Origin of the sequence: Burkholderia sp. MBR-1 (assembly GCF_013822785.1) — a bacterium.
In the GTDB taxonomy this organism is placed as follows: Bacteria; Pseudomonadota; Gammaproteobacteria; order Burkholderiales; family Burkholderiaceae; genus Burkholderia; species Burkholderia vietnamiensis.
This window is the reverse complement of record NZ_CP053610.1, coordinates 1974107-1993515: the sequence shown is the minus strand read 5'-3', so window position 1 is coordinate 1993515 and position 19409 is coordinate 1974107. Positions and strand designations below refer to the sequence as shown.

The following is a 19409-nucleotide window of genomic DNA, read 5'->3' as shown; positions in this document are numbered from 1 at the left end:
CGCTGCCTGGAAGAACCTTGCGCCCGTATGTGCCCGCCGCAACGCGTACGAGCCTTCGCCCGAGCGAGGATCAGCAACAGGCTCAGCCTTTGCCGCGCCCACCCGTCGCTTTGCCCGCCGAGCCCGAACCACCGCCCGGCTTGCCGCCCGATTTACCGCGCGGCTTCTGCACGCTGAACGGGCTGCCGCTGATCACGCTTTTCGCGCTTTTCGCGCTTTTCGCGCCTTTCCCGCTTGCCGCACCCGCGCCGCCCGCGCGCTTCGCCCCCGGCTTGCCGCTCCCTTCCCCACTCCGCGGCCGCGCCTGCTTGCCCGGCATCGGCTTGGCGGCCGGCGCGGCCTGCAACACTTTCGGCTTCTTCGGCTTTTTCGGTTTCTTGATGAGCTGGCCCGTCGCGCTGGTTTCCGGCACGCGATGCTCGGCTTCGAATCCAGGCTCTTCCTCGCGGCGCAACGTCTTGCCGATCAGCGCCTCGATCGCAGCCAATTGCGGCGCTTCGTCCGCGCACACGAGCGACACCGCGACGCCGCTCGCGCCCGCGCGCCCAGTCCGGCCGATGCGGTGCACATAGTCCTGCGCGACGATCGGCAGATCGACGTTGATCACCATCGGCAGATCGTCGATGTCGAGGCCGCGCGCCGCCACATCGGTGGCGACGAGCATCTGCACGTCGCGCGCCTTGAAGCGCTCGAGCGCGCGCAGACGCGCCGGCTGCGGCTTATCGCCGTGAATGGTGTCGACCGCATAGCCGGCCTCGTCGAGCATGGCCGCCAGGTAATCGACGCCCGCGCGCGTCTTGACGAACACCAGCGCGTGCTCCCACTTGTTCTCCGCCACCAGATGCATGAACAGTTCCGGCTTGTTGCGCTTGTCCACCGGCACCACCCACTGCTTGATCCGGCTGGCCGTCGTGTTCGGCGGGCTCACGCTGATGTTGACGGGGTTGCGCAGAATGGTCGCCGCCATCGCGCGGATGTCGTCGGTGAACGTCGCGGAGAACAGCAAGGTCTGACGCCGGGCCGGCAATGCGGCGAACACGGCGTTGAGCTCGCGGGCAAAGCCGAGGTCGAGCATGCGGTCGGCTTCGTCGAGCACCAGCGTTTCCACCTGATCGAACTGCACCGCGTTCTGGCGGTTCAGGTCCAGCAGACGGCCCGGCGTGGCGACCAGCACGTCCACGCCTTTGCGCAGCTTCATCATCTGCGGGTTGATGCTGACGCCGCCGTACGCGGCCAGAAAGCGCAGGTCCAGGCCCTTGCCGTATTCGACGAAGCTCTGCAGCACCTGCTCGGCCAGCTCGCGCGTCGGCACGAGGACCAGCACGCGCGCGCGGTTGCTCGACACCGCCGGGCCATGCTGCACCAGCCGCTGCAGCAACGGCAGCGCAAAGCCGGCAGTTTTTCCGGTGCCGGTTTGTGCCGCGGCCATCACGTCCTTGCCGCCGAGCACCGCAGGAATCGCGTTGGCCTGCACCGGCGTCGGTGTCTGGTAGTTGAGATCCTGCAGAGTGCGCAGCAGAGGATCGATCAGGCCAAGCGAGGCGAAGGACATGGACGTATTCCGGGCTAAAACCGCAATTCTAGCGGTTGCCGCGCCGCCGGCCCGCGGCTGCGCGCATTCCTACGCGCGGCCCGCGCCCGTCTTCCGCAGCCGCATGTCGACCGCGCCGACGTTCTTCTCGTGCGCGACCAGCATCAGCGACAACGCGTGATGGAGATCCGGGTTCGCGAGCGTGGGCAGCAGCGCCTGCAGCCTGCGCACGACCCAGCGCTGCCCGCGGTTCAGGAACGCCATGCGCTCGCCCAGATCGTCGATCGCCATCGCCTTTTGGTAGAACGCGCCGGTCGCACGCGTCGGCGTGGCGCCGAGCGTGCGGATCGCGTCCACCAGCACGCTGCACCAGTGCGCTTCGTCCTGACGAATATGCGCGATCAGCCGATGCAGGTCGGGATCGTCGTCGATCTCGGCCGCCGTCTCCGACGCGACGCGTGCGCCCGCGCGCTCGGCCTCCAGCAGTTCGTCGAGCGCGGCCAGCAACGCGCTGCGGTCGGCGTCCGCGTCGGCCGGGCGCGCCGCGCCGGTGCCTTGGCCGAGGCGCGCCGCCGCATCGCGCGCGATCCGGCGCAGCACGTCGCCGGCCGGCTCGATCGTCCGGACGCGGCCGACGCCCGTGCCCGCATACAGCGCCATCGCCTCGAAATCGCCGGTCATCGTGCGCAGCGGAGAATCGGTGCTGAACAGATAGATCGGCCGCCCTTCCTCGTCGCCGATCACCACGCGCGCGTCGCCGAACGGATCGCCGCGCTCGCCGCGCGTGACGCTCGACGGCAACACGCGCACGCGCGCGCCGCGCGGCCAGTTGATGTGAAAGACGTCGGTCAGCAGCGTGTCGCCGTCGCGTGCGTCGACGATCCGCTGCTGGTGATATGGATGCGCGAACGACTCGTGCGTCGCGATGAACGCGGTGCCGATCACCGCGCCCTGCGCGCCGAGCGCCATGGCGGCGGCCACGTCGGCGCCGTCGGCGATCCCGCCCGCGGCCAGCACCGGCAAGCGCGTCGCGCGCACCACCTGCGGCAACAGCTCGGCGAGCGGCCGATCGCCGCGCACATGCCCGCCGGCCTCGTGCCCCTGGACGATCAGCGCGTGCGCGCCGGCCGCGTCGGCCGCCTGCGCGTCGTCGAGCGAGCCGACCTGATGAACCACGCGCACGCCCGCATCGCGCAGGCGCCGCACGACGTCCGGCATCACGTCCCAGAACAGCGCGACGACCGGCACCCGCAATTCGATGCATGCATCGAGCTGCGCGTCGAGCAGTTCGCGCGGCGTCGACGCCGGAATCAGGTTCACGCCGAACGGTTGCGCGGTGGCCGCGCGAACACGCTCGACCTCGCGCCGGATCAACGCGACCGGCTCACGCACCATCCCGAGAAAACCGAACCCGCCGGCGGCGCTCACCGCACTCGCCAGCTCGGCCCGCGCGACACCGCCCATGCCCGCGAGCACGATCGGCCAGGCACAGCCGAGCAGGTCGCACACGGGGCGATGCAGAATCTCTACGGCGCGGGCGTCGAGCCCGTCGCCACGCGTCGGAATCGACATGCAGCGTCCTCCTTTCTGGATCGGCGGCGCACCACGACCGACCGCCCGCGGCGCGCATTGCGCGACAGCGAAACGGAGCGTGGCGAACCGCACATCGAATTGCTCACATTGTGACATATCCGACCGTTCGGCCGCGGCGGCAACCGGTATTGCCCGATATTCGTCGCTACAGCGGCGGCGGCGCATCGGCCCGCTCGATGCGAGTCATGTCGATCACGACAGCGGCAACTGTCGACCGCATCACACACTGCGATTCGTCGCGCTCACAGGTGCAGCCAACGCACACTCGGACATGCTCGCGCAGCAGCGCTGCCGGCCCTGACCGAAGGGATGCGCCGTCACCGCATTGTAGAACCGCGCACGCCAGAGATCGTTCCGCCTCCACAGCCGCATGCGGCGACGAAGCGCGCTGATGTCGCAATGGCTCGCCCGAAGGCCGCAACGCCCCCGGTCTGCGCACCGGCGAAGGCAAGCGCGGCACCGACCGGCAGCACGATCGACGACAGTAGCACGCCCGCGCATACCGGATCTTGACGCGCCGCCGGGCACGATCGCGCCGGGGCTTGACGCCGCCCGGGGCGCTACGCGCGCGTATGGGGATATGATCCACAGTGGCCGCACCGCGTTTCCGGGCGCGCCGCGCGCGGGCTTGCCCGAAGGCGGCGCGCCGGTCACGGCGGGCGGCCGTATTGCGGGCGCGATCGGTGTGTCCGGCGTAGAGTCCGGACCGGATGCACGGCTCGCCCGCGCGGCATACAAAGCGTCGCGGCCTGATCCGCGCGCGTTTTCCATTCCCCGGGAGGAATCACGATGATCGACCAAGCAGGACTGCAAGTCGCGCCAGCGCTGAGCCAGTTCATTGAAGACGAAGCACTGCCGGGCACCGGCATCGACAAGGCCGCATTCTGGAGCGGTTTTTCGGCGCTGGTGCACGAGTTCGCGCCGCGCAACCGCGAATTGCTCGCGGAGCGCGAGCGCCTGCAGCACGAACTGGACGCGTGGCACCGCGCGCACCCCGGCCCGGTACGCGACCATGCCGCGTACCGCGCATTCCTCGAACGAATCGGCTACCTCGTGCCGGTCCCGTCGAACGTCGCGGCAGCCACCGCGAACGTCGACAGCGAGATCGCGACGCAGGCCGGCCCGCAGCTCGTCGTGCCGCTGTCGAACGCGCGCTACGCGCTGAACGCCGCGAACGCGCGCTGGGGCAGCCTGTACGACGCGCTGTACGGCACCGATGCGCTGCCCGAAGACGGCGGCGCCGAGCGCACCACGGCCTACAACCCGACGCGCGGACAGCGCGTGATCGACTACGCGCGCAACGTGCTCGACAACGCGGCGCCGCTCGCGAGCGGTTCGCATCGCGACGCGCTGCGCTACCGCGTGGAGGACGGCCAGCTCGCCGTCGAAACCGCCAGCGGCGTCGTGCACCTTGCGCAGCCTGCGCAGTTCGTCGGCTACCAGGGCGCAGCCGGCGCGCCGTCCGCGATCCTGCTGAAGCACAACGGCCTGCACGTCGAGATCCAGATCGATGCGTCCACACCGATCGGCCGCGCGGACCTCGCAAACGTGAAGGACGTCGTGCTCGAAGCGGCGGTCAGCACGATCATCGACTGCGAGGATTCGGTCGCGGCGGTCGACGCCGACGACAAGGTCCAGCTGTACCGCAACTGGCTCGGGCTGATGCAGGGCACGCTGGTCGAGGAAGTCGCGAAGGGCGGCAAGACCTTCACGCGCCGCCTGAACGCCGACCGCGAATACACGACGCCGGCCGGCGGCACGCTGACGCTGCACGGCCGCTCGCTGCTGTTCGTGCGCAACGTCGGCCATCTGATGACCAACGGCGCGGTGCTCGATCGCGACGGCAACGAGATTCCGGAAGGGATCCTCGACGGCGTCGTCACGACGCTGTGCGCGCTGCACGACCGGAAGGCCAAGCGCAACTCGCGCACCGGCTCGATCTACATCGTGAAGCCGAAGATGCACGGCCCGGTCGAGGTCGCGTTCGCCGACACGCTGTTCGCGCGCATCGAGGATCTGTACGGGCTGCCGCGCAACACGCTGAAGATGGGCATCATGGACGAGGAGCGCCGCACCAGCGTGAACCTCGCCGCCTGCATCGCGGCGGCGGCCGGGCGCGTCGCGTTCATCAACACCGGCTTCCTCGACCGCACCGGCGACGAAATGCACACCGCGATGGAAGCCGGCCCGATGATCCGCAAGGGCGACATGAAGTCGTCGGCGTGGATCGCCGCCTACGAGCGCAACAACGTGCTCGCGGGCCTGTCGGCCGGCCTGCGCGGCCGTGCGCAGATCGGCAAGGGCATGTGGGCGATGCCCGACCTGATGCACGCGATGCTCGAGCAGAAGATCGCGCATCCGCGCGCCGGCGCGAACACCGCGTGGGTGCCGTCGCCGACCGCGGCGACGCTGCACGCGCTGCATTACCACCTCGTCGACGTGCAGGCCGTCCAGCAGGCGCTCGAAAAGACGCCGTACGCGAGCGAGCGCGACGCGCTGCTCGAAGGGCTGCTGACGGTCCCGGTGGTCGAACGCGCCGAGTGGAGCGACAGCGAGATCCTGAGCGAAGTCGAGAACAATGCGCAGGGCATCCTCGGCTACGTCGTGCGCTGGGTCGAACAAGGGGTCGGGTGCTCGAAGGTGCCGGACATCCACGACGTCGGCCTGATGGAAGACCGCGCGACGCTGCGCATCTCGAGCCAGCACATCGCGAACTGGCTGCGCCACGGCGTGATCACCGAGGCGTTCGTACTGGACGTGTTCAAGCGGATGGCGCGCGTCGTCGACCAGCAGAACGCGGGCGATCCGAACTACCGGCCGATGGCGCCCGACTACGAGCAGTCCACCGCGTTCGCCGCGGCATGCGCGCTCGCGCTGCAGGGCACGTCGCAGCCGAGCGGCTATACCGAGCCGCTGCTGCATCGGTTCCGGCTCGCGTTCAAGGCGCAACAGCAAAGCGCGTAAGCAGCCGCACGCGGGATTTCCCGCATGCGTTTTGACGAGACGGGTGGCCGATTTCGGCCGCCCGTTTTTCAATATGAATATCGCGGCGCGCGTCCGCGCAATCGGTCGCCCAATTGCCTTCCGCGCGCAATTTGCAAGTAGAGGTTAAAACCCCAATTTGATCCGAATCAACGGTGCGCGACATATTCAGCGCCACTTGATGCGCGCGTTATACTCGGACCCATCTGCGGCACGATTCGTACGACCTTCGATTCACGAATAAACCCATCCGCGAACGCGATCTGATCGGTTCGCCCGGATGCGATTGCCGACGATCGGCATTCGTCTTTCGATGGTCCGTCAGCGCGGGCGCCCCGGGGGCGCGTATCGGACCGCCAGCTACGTGTCACACGAATAATCGCATCGGCTCGCCGTCCGGCCGCGATGCCCATCGTTCCATGCGCCATGGCTGAAACCGACTACGCAGTGCCCCGCGAATCCCGCCGGACCGGCCGCGTCGTCGCTCGCGTGCGCCGTGCGCTGCTGCCGCACCTGATCTTCTACTCGGGGCTGTTGATCGGTCTGCTGCTGTTGCTGCTGTGCGCGATCGTGCTGTACGAAGGTCGCATCGACGCGCGCGACCGCGCCCGCACCACGCAGCAGAACGTCGCGCTGATGGCGTCGTGGGACATCGAGCGCAACATCGAAATCTACTCGCTGTCGCTACAGGCGGTGGTCGACGGCGCGAACGACCCAGCAGTCGCCAATCTGCCGATGCCGCTGCGGCGCCAGGTGCTGTTCGACCGCGCGACGACGGCCAAGTACCTGGGCGGCATCTACGTGCTCGACGCGAACGGCGACATCGCGGTCGACTGCAAGACCGACGTTCCGCGCAAGGCCAATTTCGCCAACGAAGCGTATTTCGCCGTCCATCGCGATCATCCGGACGTCGGGCTGTACGTGAGCGACCCTTACCATTCGCGCCTGCGCGACGGCTCCCTGAGCATCGCGCTCAGCCGACGGATCACGCGGCCCGACGGCTCGTTCGGCGGCGTCGCGGTGATGTCGATCCGGCTCGAATATTTCCAGAACCTGTTCGCGCGGCTGGCGCTCGGCGATCGCGGCTCGGTCGCGCTGATCAAGACCAACGGCCGGATGGTCGCGCGTCAACCGTACGATCCGTCGATCGTCGGCCGCGACATCAGCCATGCGAGCACGTTCCGCCATTTCATGACGGCAAGCGAGGGCAGTTTCACCGACACCGCGACGATCGACGGCGTGCGCCGCCTGTACGTGTTCCGCCACCTCGAGAACCTGCCGCTGATCCTGATGGTCGCGCGCTCCGAAGCCGACACCTACGCCGCGTGGTACGACCGCGCGATCCCGATCGGCTCGGCGATGGTCGCGCTCGCGATCGGCTTCATCGGGCTGTCGCTGCTGCTCGACGTGCAGTTGCGCAAGCGCCAGCGCGCGGAAGCCGAGCTGCAGGCGCTGGCGCGCACCGACGGCCTCACCGGGCTCGACAACCGCCGCATGCTCGACGTCACGCTCGCGCGCGAATGGCGGCGCGCCGCGCGCTCGCAGCACGCGCTGTCGCTGCTGTTCGTCGACGTCGATCATTTCAAGCGCTACAACGACACACAGGGCCATCAGGCCGGCGACGATGCGCTCGCCGCGGTCGGCCGCTGCATCGCCGGCTGCCTGCGCCGGCCGGCCGATTACGCGGCCCGCTACGGCGGCGAGGAATTCGTCGTCGTGCTGCCCGACGTCGACACGGACGGCGCCGTCGCGATCGCCGAGACGATCCGCACCGGCATCCTCGATCTCGGCATCCGCCACGACGCGGGCATGTGCGGCCGCGTGACCGCGAGCATCGGCGTGACGACCTGCTATCCGGAACGCGGCGACACCATCCAGGCCGCGCTGAAACTCGCCGACGACGCGCTGTATCGCGCGAAGGCGAGCGGGCGCAACCAGGTCGTCGTGCACACGGCGGCCGACGGCGACCGCGCACCGCGCCGCGCCTGAGCGGCGGCCGGCCGGCACCGGCCGTCGCCGCGCACCGCAAAATCGCCGACAATGTCGGCTCGCCGCGCCGCCGCGCGCGGCACGCGTGCGCACCGCCGCGCCCGCTTCGGACCACCATGAGACTCAAGGCGAAGATATTCCTCCTGGCCATCGTGCCGTTCCTGCTCGCGATCGCCGGGATCGGCTTCGGCGTGCGCCAGCAGGCGACCTCGCTCGCTCGCACGCAGCACGCGACGATCGAGGCGGCGTATCTGGCGAGCAAGGAAGGCGAGCTCAAGCATTACGTCGAGCTCGCGACCAGCGCGATCATGCCGCTGTACGAAGCGAGCGGCCGCAACGGCCGCGACGACGCGATGCTGCGCACGCAGGCGCTCGCGATGCTGCAGAAAATGGACTTCGGCCCGGACGGCTATTTCTTCGTATACGACCTGCACGGCAATTCGCTGATGCATCCGCGCGAGCCCGAGCGGGTCGGCCACAACTTCTGGTCGATGCGCGACCCGCAAGGCGCGCTGACGATGCAGCAGCTGATCGGCGCCGCGTCGCACGGCGGCGGCTACGTGCGCTACGCGTGGCAGCGGCCGTCCACCGGCAGGATCGCGCCGAAACTCGGCTACGTCGTCGCGCTCGATCGCTGGGGCTGGATGCTCGGCACCGGCATCTATCTCGACGACGTCGACACCGCGCTGCAGCGCATCGACGCGCGCGCGTCGGCGAACATCGAGCGCACGATGAGCTGGCTCACCGCGATCGCGCTGACCGGCGCCGCGGCGATCGCCGTGTGCGCGCTGGTGCTCAACGTCAGCGAGTCGCGCAGCGCCGACGCAAAGCTCAAGCAGCTCGCGCAGCGCGTCGTCGAATCGCAGGAACAGGAGCGCGAGCGCTTGTCGCGCGAACTGCATGACGGGATCAGCCAGATGATGGTGTCGGCGAAGCTGATGCTCGAATCCGCGCTCGCGCGCTTCGAGCGCGGCGCGACGCGCATGCCCGCAGCCGAGCAGGCGCTCGCGTCCGGCATCGGCCGGCTCGGCGACACGCTGCGCGAGGTGCGGCGCATCTCCCATGCGCTGCGCCCGGCGATGCTCGACGATCTCGGCCTCGCGGCCGCGCTCGAGCAGCTCGTGCGCGAGCTCGGCGAGCAAAGCGGCATCGACATCGGCTACACGCAGGTCGCGCACAGCGGCGCGCGGCCGTTGCCGGCGCCCGTCAACACGGCGCTGTTCCGGATCGCACAGGAAGCGCTCAGCAACATCGTGCATCATGCGCATGCGTCGCGCGCGGCCGTCACGCTCGACGTCGGCGCACATGCGGTCACGCTGAGCATCGCCGACAACGGCTGCGGCTTCGATGCCGAGCGTACGCAAACCGACGCGCGCCGCGGGATCGGGCTGCGCAACATGCGCGAGCGCCTCGACGCGCTCGGCGGCACGCTGACGATCGCGTCGCAGGTCGGCCATACCGTCGTGGCCGCGCGCGTGCCGCTGCGCGCCGTCGCGTGACGGCGCGCCACCATAACCGGAGACCTTTGCCGATGAGCCCACCCGACACCGCCCGGCCCGCCGCCCGACTGCTGCTCGTCGACGATCACCCGCTGGTGCGCGACGGGCTGCGGATGCGGCTCGAGGCCGCCGACCTGTCCGTGGTCGGCGAAGCCGGCAACGCGGACGAGGCGCTCGCGCTCGCCGCGTCGCTCGAGCCCGATCTCGCGCTGATGGACGTCGGCATGAACGGGATGAACGGCATCACGCTTGCCGGCGTCTTCCACGAGCGCTTTCCGGCGATTCGCGTGCTGATGCTGTCGATGCACGACAACCTCGAATACGTGACGCAAGCGGTGCGCGCCGGCGCGAGCGGTTATCTGCTGAAGGATTCGCCGGCGAGCGAGATCGTGCGCGCGATCGGCGCGGTGCTGGCCGGGCAGACGTTTTTCAGCGAAGGGCTGGCCGCGCGCATGATCCACGCGAGCGCGACCGCGTCGCCGCTCGACCGGCTGACGCCGCGCGAACGCGACATCCTCGACGCGCTGGCCGAGGGGCTGTCGAGCAAGCAGATCGCGCAGCAGACGGGGCTGTCGGTGCGCACGGTCGAGACGCACCGGCTCAATCTGAAACGCAAGCTCGACATCGAAGGGCAGGCGGAGTTGATCAAGTTCGCGGTCGAGCATCGGCGGCGGTAGCGGGGCGGGCAGGGCGCGCGTGCGTCGCGTGGCAGTTCCACCGTCGCGCAGTCGCCATGCGCGGCGGCGGCGGCAAAAGAAGGCCGTCGCCTGCCGAGCGGATGGCCCGCCACGGCATCGCCCCGTTCACGCGACGTGTGCTACCCCGTCGACCGCTTGCGCACGCCCGCTGGATTTCGGCCGCACGCCAATGAAAAAGGGCGCCCTGGAGCGCCCTTGATTCATACGGACCGACCGAGCGCGTCGCTCAGTTCGTGCGCGCGTTGTGCTTCTGCAGATACGCGATCAAGCCGTCGATGCCGCCCGACGCGAGCTGGCTCTTGAACTGGCCCTGATAGACCTGGATCAGCCATGCGCCCGACATGTCGATGTCGTAGATCTTCCAGTCGTTGCCGACCTTGCCGAGCCGGTAGCCGACCGACTGGCTGTCGCCGGGCGTCGTCACCGTCGATTGCACCAGCGCATCGGCGCCCGATGCACCGCCGGCCTTGAACGAGAACTTCGCGTCCTGGCTGCCGAGCTGCGCGAGCGACGCCGCATAGGTGCGCGTCATCAGCAGCTTGAACTGCTTGTACAGCTCCTGCTGCTGTTGCGGGTTCGCCTGCTTCCAGGCGTCGCCGACCGCGATGCGCGTCGTGCGCTCGAAGTTCGTCGCGGGCAGGAAGCGCTGCTCGACGACTTGCGTGACCTTCGCCATGTTGCCGCTGCGCGCGACCGGATCGGCCTTCATCGCATTGACGGTGCCTTCGACCGCATTGCGGACGACGTCGACCGGCGCGCTCTGCGCGAAAGCGGAAACCGACACGGCGGCCGCCGCGACGAAAGCAAACAGATGACGTTTCATACGGATATTCGCACTCGATGAGAAAAAACGGCCGGCGCATTGCACCGATTGCAGCGGCCGGTGGGTCGAAGTATAGCGGCCCGCACGCGCGCCTGCCGTGCCGTGACCGACTGTTACCTTTCAGCCCCCTTTGTCACAGCCGCTGCATAGCGCGGCGAGGCGTGCCGATTATTAAGCACACGCTTACCAATTGCCGGTGCGCGGGGCCGATTCCCGCTATGCGGAGCAAATATCCTTCCCGCCCCTTTACGAGCCATCGTCACGACCGAGCGCACGTTGCGCCGGTATACTCGTTGCTTTGCCCTTGCCAGCCGCTCCCCACCGCCAAATGGTGACATCTCTCATCATCCGACTCGTTGCATGGTCGGTACGCCGCCCCGTCCTGGTCGTCGTGCTGTCGCTCGTCATTGCCGCATGCAGCGGCGTGTACGTGGCACAGCACTTCAAGATCAACACGGACATCAGCAAGCTCGTCGATGCCGAGCCGCAATGGGCCGCGCTGGGTCAGGCGGTCGACAACGCGTTCCCGCAACGTAACGGCACGATCCTCGCGGTCGTCGAGGCGCCCGCGCCCGAGTTCGCGACGGCCGCCGCGCACGCGCTCACGGGCGCGCTGCAAAAGCAGTCCGACGCGGGCCGCATCGGCCAGGTCGCCGAGCCCGGCGGCGGGCCGTTCTTCGAGCACAACGGCCTGTTGTTCCTGTCGCCGCAGGAAGTGTCGGACACGACGACGCAACTCGCGAGCGCGCGGCCGCTCGTCAACGAGCTCGCGAAGAACCCGAGCCTGACGGGCCTCGCGACGACGCTGTCCACGCTGCTCGGCCAGCCGCTGCTGACCGGCCAGGTAAAGCTGCCCGAGATGGCCAAGCTGCTCGCGCGCAGCGCCGCGACGGTCGACGACGTGCTGGCCGGCAAGCCGGCCGCGTTCTCGTGGCGCGGGCTGGTCGACGCCGACGCCGCACGGCAGCCGGCGCGCGCGTTCGTCACGGTGCAGCCGGTCGTGAACTACGGCGCGCTGAAGGCCGGCGCCCAAACCACGCAGGTGATCCGCGACACCGCGAAGGCGCTCGACCTCACGCAACGCTATGGCGCGGTCGTGCGCATCACCGGCGAGCAGCCGCTCGCCGACGACGAATTCGCCTCGGTCGAAGACGGCGCCGCGCTCAACGGCGTGCTCACGCTGCTCGCGGTGCTCGTGATCCTGTGGCTCGCGCTGCGCTCCAAGCGGATGATCGGCTCGGTGCTGGTCACGCTGTTCGTCGGCCTCGTCGTGACGGCCGCGCTCGGCCTCGCGATGGTCGGTTCGCTGAACATGATCTCGGTCGCGTTCATGGTGCTGTTCGTCGGCCTCGGCGTCGATTTCTCGATCCAGTACGGCGTGAAGTACCGCGAGGAACGCTTCCGCGACCCGCGCATCGATCACGCGCTGATCGGCGCCGCGCACTCGATGGGCATGCCGCTCGCGCTCGCGACCACGGCGGTCGCGGCGAGCTTCTTCTCGTTCATTCCGACCGCCTATCGCGGCGTGTCCGAGCTCGGCCTGATCGCGGGCGTCGGGATGTTCATCGCGCTGCTGAGCACGCTCACGCTGCTGCCGGCGCTGCTGCGCCTGTTCGCGCCGCCGGGCGAATCGAAGACGCCGGGCTTCCCGTGGCTCGCGCCGGTCGACGATTTCCTCGATCGCCATCGCAAGCCGATCCTGATCGGCACGCTCGGCGTCGTGATCGGCGCGCTGCCGCTGCTGCTGTTCCTGCGCTTCGACTTCAACCCGCTGCACCTGAAGGATCCGCACAGCGAATCGATGGCGACGCTGCTCGCGCTGAAGGATTCGCCCGAAGCGGCCGTCAACGACGTCACGCTGCTCGCGCCGTCGCTGGCCGCGGCCGACGCGGCCGCCAAGCGCCTCGACGCGCTGCCGGAAGTGGGGCGCACGACGACGCTGTCGACGTTCATTCCGACCGACCAGCCGGAGAAGCGCGCGGCGATCGCCGCGGCCGCGAGCGATCTGCTGCCCGCGCTCACGCAGCCGGCCGCGCCGCCCGCCACCGACGCGCAGCGCGTCGCCGCGCTCAAGCGCGTGTCGGACCTATTGAGCTACGCGGCGGAAGATCATCCGGGCCCGGGCGCGGCCGCCGCGCAGCACCTGTCGGCATCGCTCGCGAAGCTCGCCGCAGCCGACGCCGCGACGCGCGATCGCGCCGAACACGCGTTCTCCGACACGCTGCGTATCGCGCTCGAGCAGCTCGCGACGCTGCTGCAACCGCAGGACGTGACGCGCGAATCGTTGCCGCCGCAACTGGTGCGCGACTGGGTCGCGCCGGACGGCCACGCGCTCGTGCAGATTTCGCCGAAGGTGCCGAAGGGCGTCGACCCGAACGACGACACGATGCTGCGCCGCTTCGCGAAGGCCGTGAAGGCGGCCGAACCGGGCGCGATCGGCGGCCCGATCTCGATCCTGCATTCCGCGGAGACGATCATCAAGGCGTTCCAGCACGCGGCGCTGTGGTCGATCATCTCGATCACGATCCTGTTGTGGATCACGCTGCGCCGCTTCGGCGACGTGCTGCGCACGCTGGTGCCGCTGCTCGTGTCAGGGCTCGTGACGCTCGAGATGTGCGTCGTGCTCGGCATGTCGCTGAACTTCGCGAACATCATCGCGCTGCCGCTGATGCTCGGCGTCGGCGTCGCGTTCAAGGTGTACTTCGTGATGGCGTGGCGCGCCGGGCAGACGGGGCTGCTGCATTCGAGCCTCACGCACGCGGTGCTGTTCAGCGCCGCGACGACGGCGACCGCGTTCGGCAGCCTGTGGCTATCGCACCATCCGGGCACGTCGAGCATGGGCAAGCTGCTCGCGCTCGCGTTGACCTGCACGCTGATCGGCGCCGTGGTATTTCAGCCCGTTCTGATGGGCAAACCGCGCGTGAAGCGCGTCAAGAACCAATCGCAAGGAAACAATGAATAAGGTGCGAATCATGACGGTGACCGTCGCCGCCGGCGCTCTGCTGAGCGGCTGCGCGACGGGCCCGAACCGCAACCCCAACGACCCGTTCGAGCCGGTGAATCGAGCGGTGTACACGTTCAACGACACGGTCGACACGCACATCGCCCAGCCGATCGCGAAGGGCTATCAGAAGATCACGCCGACGCCGCTGCGTACCGCGATCAGCAACTTCTTCTCGAACCTCGGCGACCTCGGCAACATCGCGAACAACCTGTTGCAGCTGCGCATTACCGACGCGACGCAGGATCTGATGCGCGTCGCGATGAACTCGGTATTCGGCGTCGGCGGCCTGATCGACATCGCGACGCCCGCAGGGCTGCCGAAGCATCACCAGGACTTCGGGCTGACGATGGCGCGCTGGGGCATGCCGGCCGGTCCGTACCTGGTGCTGCCGGTGTTCGGGCCGAGCACGATCCGCGACGGCGTCGGCCGCGCGGTCGACGTGCGCTTCAACCTGCTCAACTACATCGAGCCGGCCGTGCGCAATCCGATGTACATCGCGCAGTTCGTCAGCGCGCGTTCGGACCTGCTCGGCGCGACCGATCTGCTGAAGCAGGCGGCGCTCGATCCGTACTCGTTCGTCCGCGATGCGTATCTGCAGCAGCGCAAGTCGCTCACGTTCCACGGCGAATCGGCGTCGGCCGAAGCGCCGAACTACGCGCAGCCCGATGAATCGGGCGCGGCGCCGGCGGCCGCGCCGTCCGCGCCGGGGCTGCCGAATTACGAAGATCCGGGCGACGCGGGCGGCGCAGCGGGTGCAGCGCCGAACAATGCGCCGGCCGCGGCCGGCTTGCCGCAGTACGACGATCCGGGCGCGGACAGTGCGATGCCTGCGAGCGCGGCGGCGGCTTCTGCCGTGCCTGCCGCGTCCGCCGTGCCTGCTGTGTCTGCAGCACCCGCTGCGGCGCCGGCAACGCCTGCATCGGCGTCGACCGGCGCAACGACTGCGCCGGCCGCCAACGGCGCACCGATCGCGCCGGCAATGCCGACGCTCCCCGCGAGCGCGCCTGCCGCGCAGTAACGCGGCACCGCGCCGGCCGCAATGCCGGCGAGCGCTGCATCATGCAGCGCTCGAACCGTCGACGAACCCCATGTTTCTCGGAACATGGGGTTTTGTTTCTTGGGCGGCAGCATGGTTGACGCGGTATGGCGCGATCCGTTCGAGCAAGCCCGCGAGATCGCTACCAGGTCGCCGTCACGAAGCCGTGTAGAAGCCCCCGCACGCGTGCCCGACGCGCAGCGCAACCGCTCGCCGTTACACGATGGCGAGGTCCCCGTGAAGGCACACCCGGTTGCGTCCCGAGCGCTTCGCCTCGTAGAGGGCTGCGTCCGCTCTCGCGCTCAGGTGGTCCAGGGTTTCGCCCGCTCGCCAGCCGGCCACGCCGCAACTGATGCTGTATCGACACGGCCCGGCGGCGGTCGTCATGGGCTGGGCGGCGACTGCATGGCGCAGTCGCTCCGCGATGGCCCGCGCGTCGTCCAGCGCCGTTGCCGGCAGCAGCACGGCAAATTCTTCGCCGCCCATGCGGCCAAGCACGTCGCCACGCCTCAGTTGCATCTGCGTCACGCGGACGAATTCGCGCAGCACGGCGTCCCCGCCAGCATGGCCGAGCGTATCGTTGATCGCCTTGAAATGATCGAGATCGACGATCAGCAGCGCGGTCGGCGAACCCTGCCTGCCCGCTTCCGCCAACTGGACGTGTGCAACGGCTTCAAAGCCCTTGCGCGAAAGCGCGCCGGTGAGGAAGTCGCGGTTCGCGGCCTCGCGCGCGTCGGCGAGCAGTACGTCGTGCACCATCATCATCGAGGACATCGATAGCGTCGGCATGATCGCCGCGGCCGCGACCAGCAAGATCACGTTGCCGGTGGAGGCGAACATCAGCGGGCTCGACGCTTCGTCCAGCGTCATGAAATAGATCCCGCGCGCGATCTGGCATAACGCGAAGAGGAATGCCATCGCGGCGGTCACGCGATAGGAATAGGCCGATCGTCCGGACGGGCGGTGCCGGAGCACCAGAAGCGCGACCGCGATGCAAACCGCAGCAGTGAACAGCGTGGTGACGAGTACACGAAGCGGAATGCTGTCGACCGCATAGCGCCAGTAGACGAGCGCGATTCCCAGCGGCAGAAGGGAGACCATCAGCACCGGCCAGTGGGCCGGACGCCCCAGAAAACGGGCACAGCCGGCATAGTAGGCGACGGCCGCCCATGCCATCAGCATGTTTGCAGCAACGACGGACAGGGTATCCGGAATCCTGAACCGCATCAGGAACAGCGGCAGAGCGATGACGGTCGCGACATTGGCGGCGAACCATTCGAGCACGCCCGGTATCCCCGATCGGAGCAGCGAACCGAGCAGCACCAACAGCACCGCGCTCATGAGTGCGGATGTGGCGATCGCCATGGCAGGATCGAGCATGTCAGTCGTAGACCAAATCGGGATTCGCCAGATTACCGCGGAACGCGGCGCGAATCTCGACGACGGTGTATCGATCATCGCGGCAGCCGCAATCCCGACGCTCGATTTTCCGCGAACGACGCTCGTGTGCGCGTGCGCGAAATCAGGCAATGCAGCGGCACGAGAAACGAAACGCGGCGCGCGCCGCTCAGACCATCCGCATCGCGCCCGCACGCTCGAACGCGTGCCGCGCCTGGATCAATGTCGTGCGCGCCGCGCGCGCGTCGGCGGCCACCTGCAGCAGCGGGCCGAGCTGCGACGGCTGCTTCAGCAGTTCGCGCAGGATCGGCAGGATGGCCGTGCTGCCGTCGTCGCGCAGCCCGGCCGTCGCCGCGCGCGGCAGCGTGCGCCAGGCGGGATCGACGATCGCGCGGCACACCGCGAACGGCACGCCGCGCGACGCCGCGAACGCGGCTGCGATATGCGATTCCATGTCGACCGCGAGCGCGCCCTTGGCGCGATGCAGCGACGTCTTTTCCTGCTCGCTGACCACCGGTGCGCCGACGGCCGCCATCGTGCCGCGCGTGACGCGCGACCACACCGGCGTGTCGTGCAACGCGGCGACGAGCCGCGTGCTCCAGGCCGGATCGGTCTGCACGCGGCCGAACGGCCCGTCGATCGCGTCCGCGATCACGAGCGCGCCCGGCGCCAGATCGGGCGCGAGCCCGCCCGCCGTGCCGAAGCTCACGATGCCCGCACAACCGCGCGCGGTCGCCTCGGCGAGCGCGCGCTCGAGCCGGTCGGCGCGCGCGGCGAATACGGCCTCGACGCCGTGACCGCGCGCGATGCGCGCCTCGAACGCCATCCCCGTGACGGCGATGACGGGCAACGTGCCGGTGTGCAGCGTCGCAGCCACGCGTCAGATCCCGACCGTCACGCGCGTCGCGTTGGCGCGCTTCAGGTTGCGATAGCGCGCGAGCGCCCACAGCGGGAAGAACTTGCGATAGCCGTGGTAGCGCAGATAGAACACGCGCGGGAAGCCGGTCGCCGTGAAGCGCGTCTCGTCCCACAGGCCTTCGTCGTTCTGCTGCGCGATCAGGTAGCCGATCCCGCGCTCGACGGCCGGGTGGTTCACTTCACCGGCGGCCATCAGGCCGAGCAGCGCCCACGCGGTCTGCGACGCCGTGCTCGGCGCCGGTTCGAAGCCGCGGTAGTTGAGCTTGTAGCTGTCGCCGTCCTCGCCCCAGCCGCCGTCCTTGTTCTGGATCGACAGCAGCCACTGTGCGGCGCGCTTCACGCGCGGATCTTCCGGCCCGAGGCCGGCCGCGTTCAGCGAGCACAGGGCCGTCCACGTGCCGTACACGTAGTTCATCCCCCAGCGCCCGTACCAGCTGCCGTCCGGCTCCTGCTCCTTGAGCATGTAGTCGAGCGCGCGGCGGGCCGGCTCGCTGCTCAGCGCGCTTTCGCCGAGCTGCGCCAGCATCGACAGGCAACGGCCCGACACGTCGGCCGTCGGCGGATCGAGCAGCGCGCCATGATCGGAGAACGGGATGTTGTTCAGGTAGTACTGCGTGTTTTCCGGCTCGAACGCGCCCCAGCCGCCGTCGCTGCTCTGCATGCCGACGACCCATTCGCGCGCGCGCGCGATCGATTCGCGATACGTGTCCGTGTTCTGCAGCTTCTGCGCGCGATCCATCGCCATCACGACCACGGCCGTGTCGTCGACGTCGGGGTAGTGCGCGTTCGCGTACTGGAACGCCCAGCCGCCGGGGCGCACGTTCGGACGGCGCGAGATCCAGTCGCCGCGCACGTCGAGGATCTGCAGCGGACGCAGCCAGTCGAGGCCGCGCAGCACAGCTTGCTCCGCACGCGCGTCGCCGGTTTCGAGCAGCGCATGCGCGACGAGCGACGTGTCCCACACCGGCGACAGGCACGGCTGGCAATACGCTTCGTCGTCGTGCACGACGAGCAGCTTCTCGATCGACTTGCGCGCGATCGCCCGATTCGGATGATCTTCGGGATAGCCGAGCACGTCGTACATCATCACGGCGTTGGCCATCGCCGGATAGATCGCGCCGAGCCCGTCCTCGCCGTTCAGGCGCTCGTCGACGAACGACACGGCCTGGCGGATCGCGCGTTCGCGCGTGTAGCTCGGGAACAGGCCGTCCGCCGCGCGCAGCGCATGGTCGACCACGCGGAAGAAGGCGAACCAGCCGGGGCTCTGGTGGCCCTGACGCGGCAGCAGCCCGGCGTTGACCGGCGGGTCGATGAACAGCTCGTCGATCCGCACGCCGCGCGGGTTCTTCGCGAGCGGACGCTTCGCGTTCAGCACCAGCAGCGGCACGATCACGGTGCGCGCCCAGTACGACACCTTCGACAGGTGGAACGGGAACCACTGCGGCAGCAGCATGATCTCGACCGGCATCATCGGCACCGCGCGCCACGGAATCGCGCCGAACAGCGCGAGCTGGATGCGCGTGAACACGTTCGACATCTCGGCGCCGCCCATCGCGTGGATCGCGCGCCGCGCGCGCTGCATGTGCTCGGCATTCTCGTCGTCGCCGATCACCTTCAGCGCGAAATACGCCTTCACGCTCGCGCTGACGTTCGGCGCGCCGTCGGTGAACAGCGGCCAGCCGCCGTCGGCCTGCTGGATGCGGCGCAGATAGCGGCCGATCTTCTGTTCGAGCTCGAGATTCGGCGTCTCGCCGAGAAAGTGGACGAGCAGCACGTATTCGGCGGGAATCGTCGAATCGGCTTCGAGTTCGTAGACCCAGTGTCCGTCCGCGTTCTGTGCGGCCAGCAGCGCGTCGGTCGCGCGGGCGACGGACGCGTCGAGTCCGGCCGGCACGGTGCCGGCGGACAGGTTAGCCATATCGGTGAGATCGTTCATCG

Annotated in this window: 13 protein-coding genes; 7 read left to right on the top strand and 6 right to left on the bottom strand. The window is 68.9% G+C overall.

What is annotated here, in order from left to right:
- Window positions 1–82 precede the first annotated feature (82 nt).
- A complete protein-coding gene (locus tag MBR110_RS23520) occupies window positions 83–1552 on the bottom strand; it encodes a DEAD/DEAH box helicase (protein WP_181709365.1) in 1470 nt (489 codons plus the stop codon).
- 69 nt (window positions 1553–1621) lie between these two features.
- Window positions 1622–3103 carry a nitronate monooxygenase gene (locus MBR110_RS23515; protein WP_176300491.1) on the bottom strand — a complete coding sequence of 494 codons (1482 nt, stop codon included), beginning with the start codon at window positions 3101–3103 and terminating at the stop codon, window positions 1622–1624.
- Window positions 3104–3494: 391 nt separating this feature from the next.
- On the opposite strand from MBR110_RS23515, the gene MBR110_RS32625 reads away from it, so the two are divergent.
- The 5 genes from MBR110_RS32625 (at window position 3495) to MBR110_RS23490 (ending at window position 10271) form a co-directional block, all read left to right on the top strand.
- Window positions 3495–3917: a heme-binding protein gene (locus MBR110_RS32625; RefSeq protein ID WP_181709364.1), complete on the top strand. Its 423-nt coding sequence runs from the start codon at window positions 3495–3497 to the stop codon at window positions 3915–3917.
- Window positions 3914–6088: a malate synthase G gene (locus MBR110_RS23505; protein WP_011881159.1), complete on the top strand. Its 2175-nt coding sequence runs from the start codon at window positions 3914–3916 to the stop codon at window positions 6086–6088. Before MBR110_RS32625 ends, MBR110_RS23505 begins: the two co-directional genes overlap by 4 nt.
- A 444-nt stretch (window positions 6089–6532) precedes the next feature.
- The gene (locus tag MBR110_RS23500; RefSeq protein ID WP_181709363.1) at window positions 6533–8095 is read left to right on the top strand and encodes a sensor domain-containing diguanylate cyclase; all 1563 of its coding nucleotides are present in this window, start codon (window positions 6533–6535) and stop codon (window positions 8093–8095) included.
- A 116-nt stretch (window positions 8096–8211) separates the two neighbouring features.
- Window positions 8212–9594: a cache domain-containing protein gene (locus MBR110_RS23495; RefSeq protein ID WP_060122661.1), complete on the top strand. Its 1383-nt coding sequence runs from the start codon at window positions 8212–8214 to the stop codon at window positions 9592–9594.
- A 32-nt stretch (window positions 9595–9626) separates the two neighbouring features.
- Entirely contained in the window at window positions 9627–10271 is a 645-nt protein-coding gene (locus MBR110_RS23490) for a response regulator (protein WP_011881156.1), read from the top strand.
- 247 nt (window positions 10272–10518) lie between these two features.
- On the opposite strand, the gene MBR110_RS23485 is transcribed toward MBR110_RS23490, so the two are convergent.
- Complete coding sequence (locus MBR110_RS23485) at window positions 10519–11115, bottom strand: MlaC/ttg2D family ABC transporter substrate-binding protein (RefSeq protein WP_011881155.1); 597 nt, start codon at window positions 11113–11115, stop codon at window positions 10519–10521.
- A 328-nt stretch (window positions 11116–11443) separates the two neighbouring features.
- On the opposite strand from MBR110_RS23485, the gene MBR110_RS23480 reads away from it, so the two are divergent.
- Both MBR110_RS23480 and MBR110_RS23475 read left to right on the top strand, forming a co-directional pair.
- Entirely contained in the window at window positions 11444–14077 is a 2634-nt protein-coding gene (locus MBR110_RS23480; protein WP_059461545.1) for an MMPL family transporter, read from the top strand.
- Window positions 14070–15137 carry an MlaA family lipoprotein gene (locus tag MBR110_RS23475; protein ID WP_041494040.1) on the top strand — a complete coding sequence of 356 codons (1068 nt, stop codon included), beginning with the start codon at window positions 14070–14072 and terminating at the stop codon, window positions 15135–15137. Before MBR110_RS23480 ends, MBR110_RS23475 begins: the two co-directional genes overlap by 8 nt.
- 234 nt (window positions 15138–15371) lie before the next feature.
- On the opposite strand, the gene MBR110_RS23470 is transcribed toward MBR110_RS23475, so the two are convergent.
- The 3 genes from MBR110_RS23470 to shc form a co-directional block, all read right to left on the bottom strand.
- The gene (locus tag MBR110_RS23470) at window positions 15372–16535 is read right to left on the bottom strand and encodes a GGDEF domain-containing protein (RefSeq protein ID WP_045578355.1); all 1164 of its coding nucleotides are present in this window, start codon (window positions 16533–16535) and stop codon (window positions 15372–15374) included.
- Window positions 16536–16722: 187 nt separating this feature from the next.
- Entirely contained in the window at window positions 16723–17430 is a 708-nt protein-coding gene (locus tag MBR110_RS23465) for a phosphorylase (RefSeq protein ID WP_011881151.1), read from the bottom strand.
- Window positions 17431–17433: 3 nt separating this feature from the next.
- Window positions 17434–19407 carry a squalene--hopene cyclase gene (shc, locus tag MBR110_RS23460; RefSeq protein WP_014724264.1) on the bottom strand — a complete coding sequence of 658 codons (1974 nt, stop codon included), beginning with the start codon at window positions 19405–19407 and terminating at the stop codon, window positions 17434–17436.
- Between the last annotated feature and the right edge of the window lie 2 nt (window positions 19408–19409).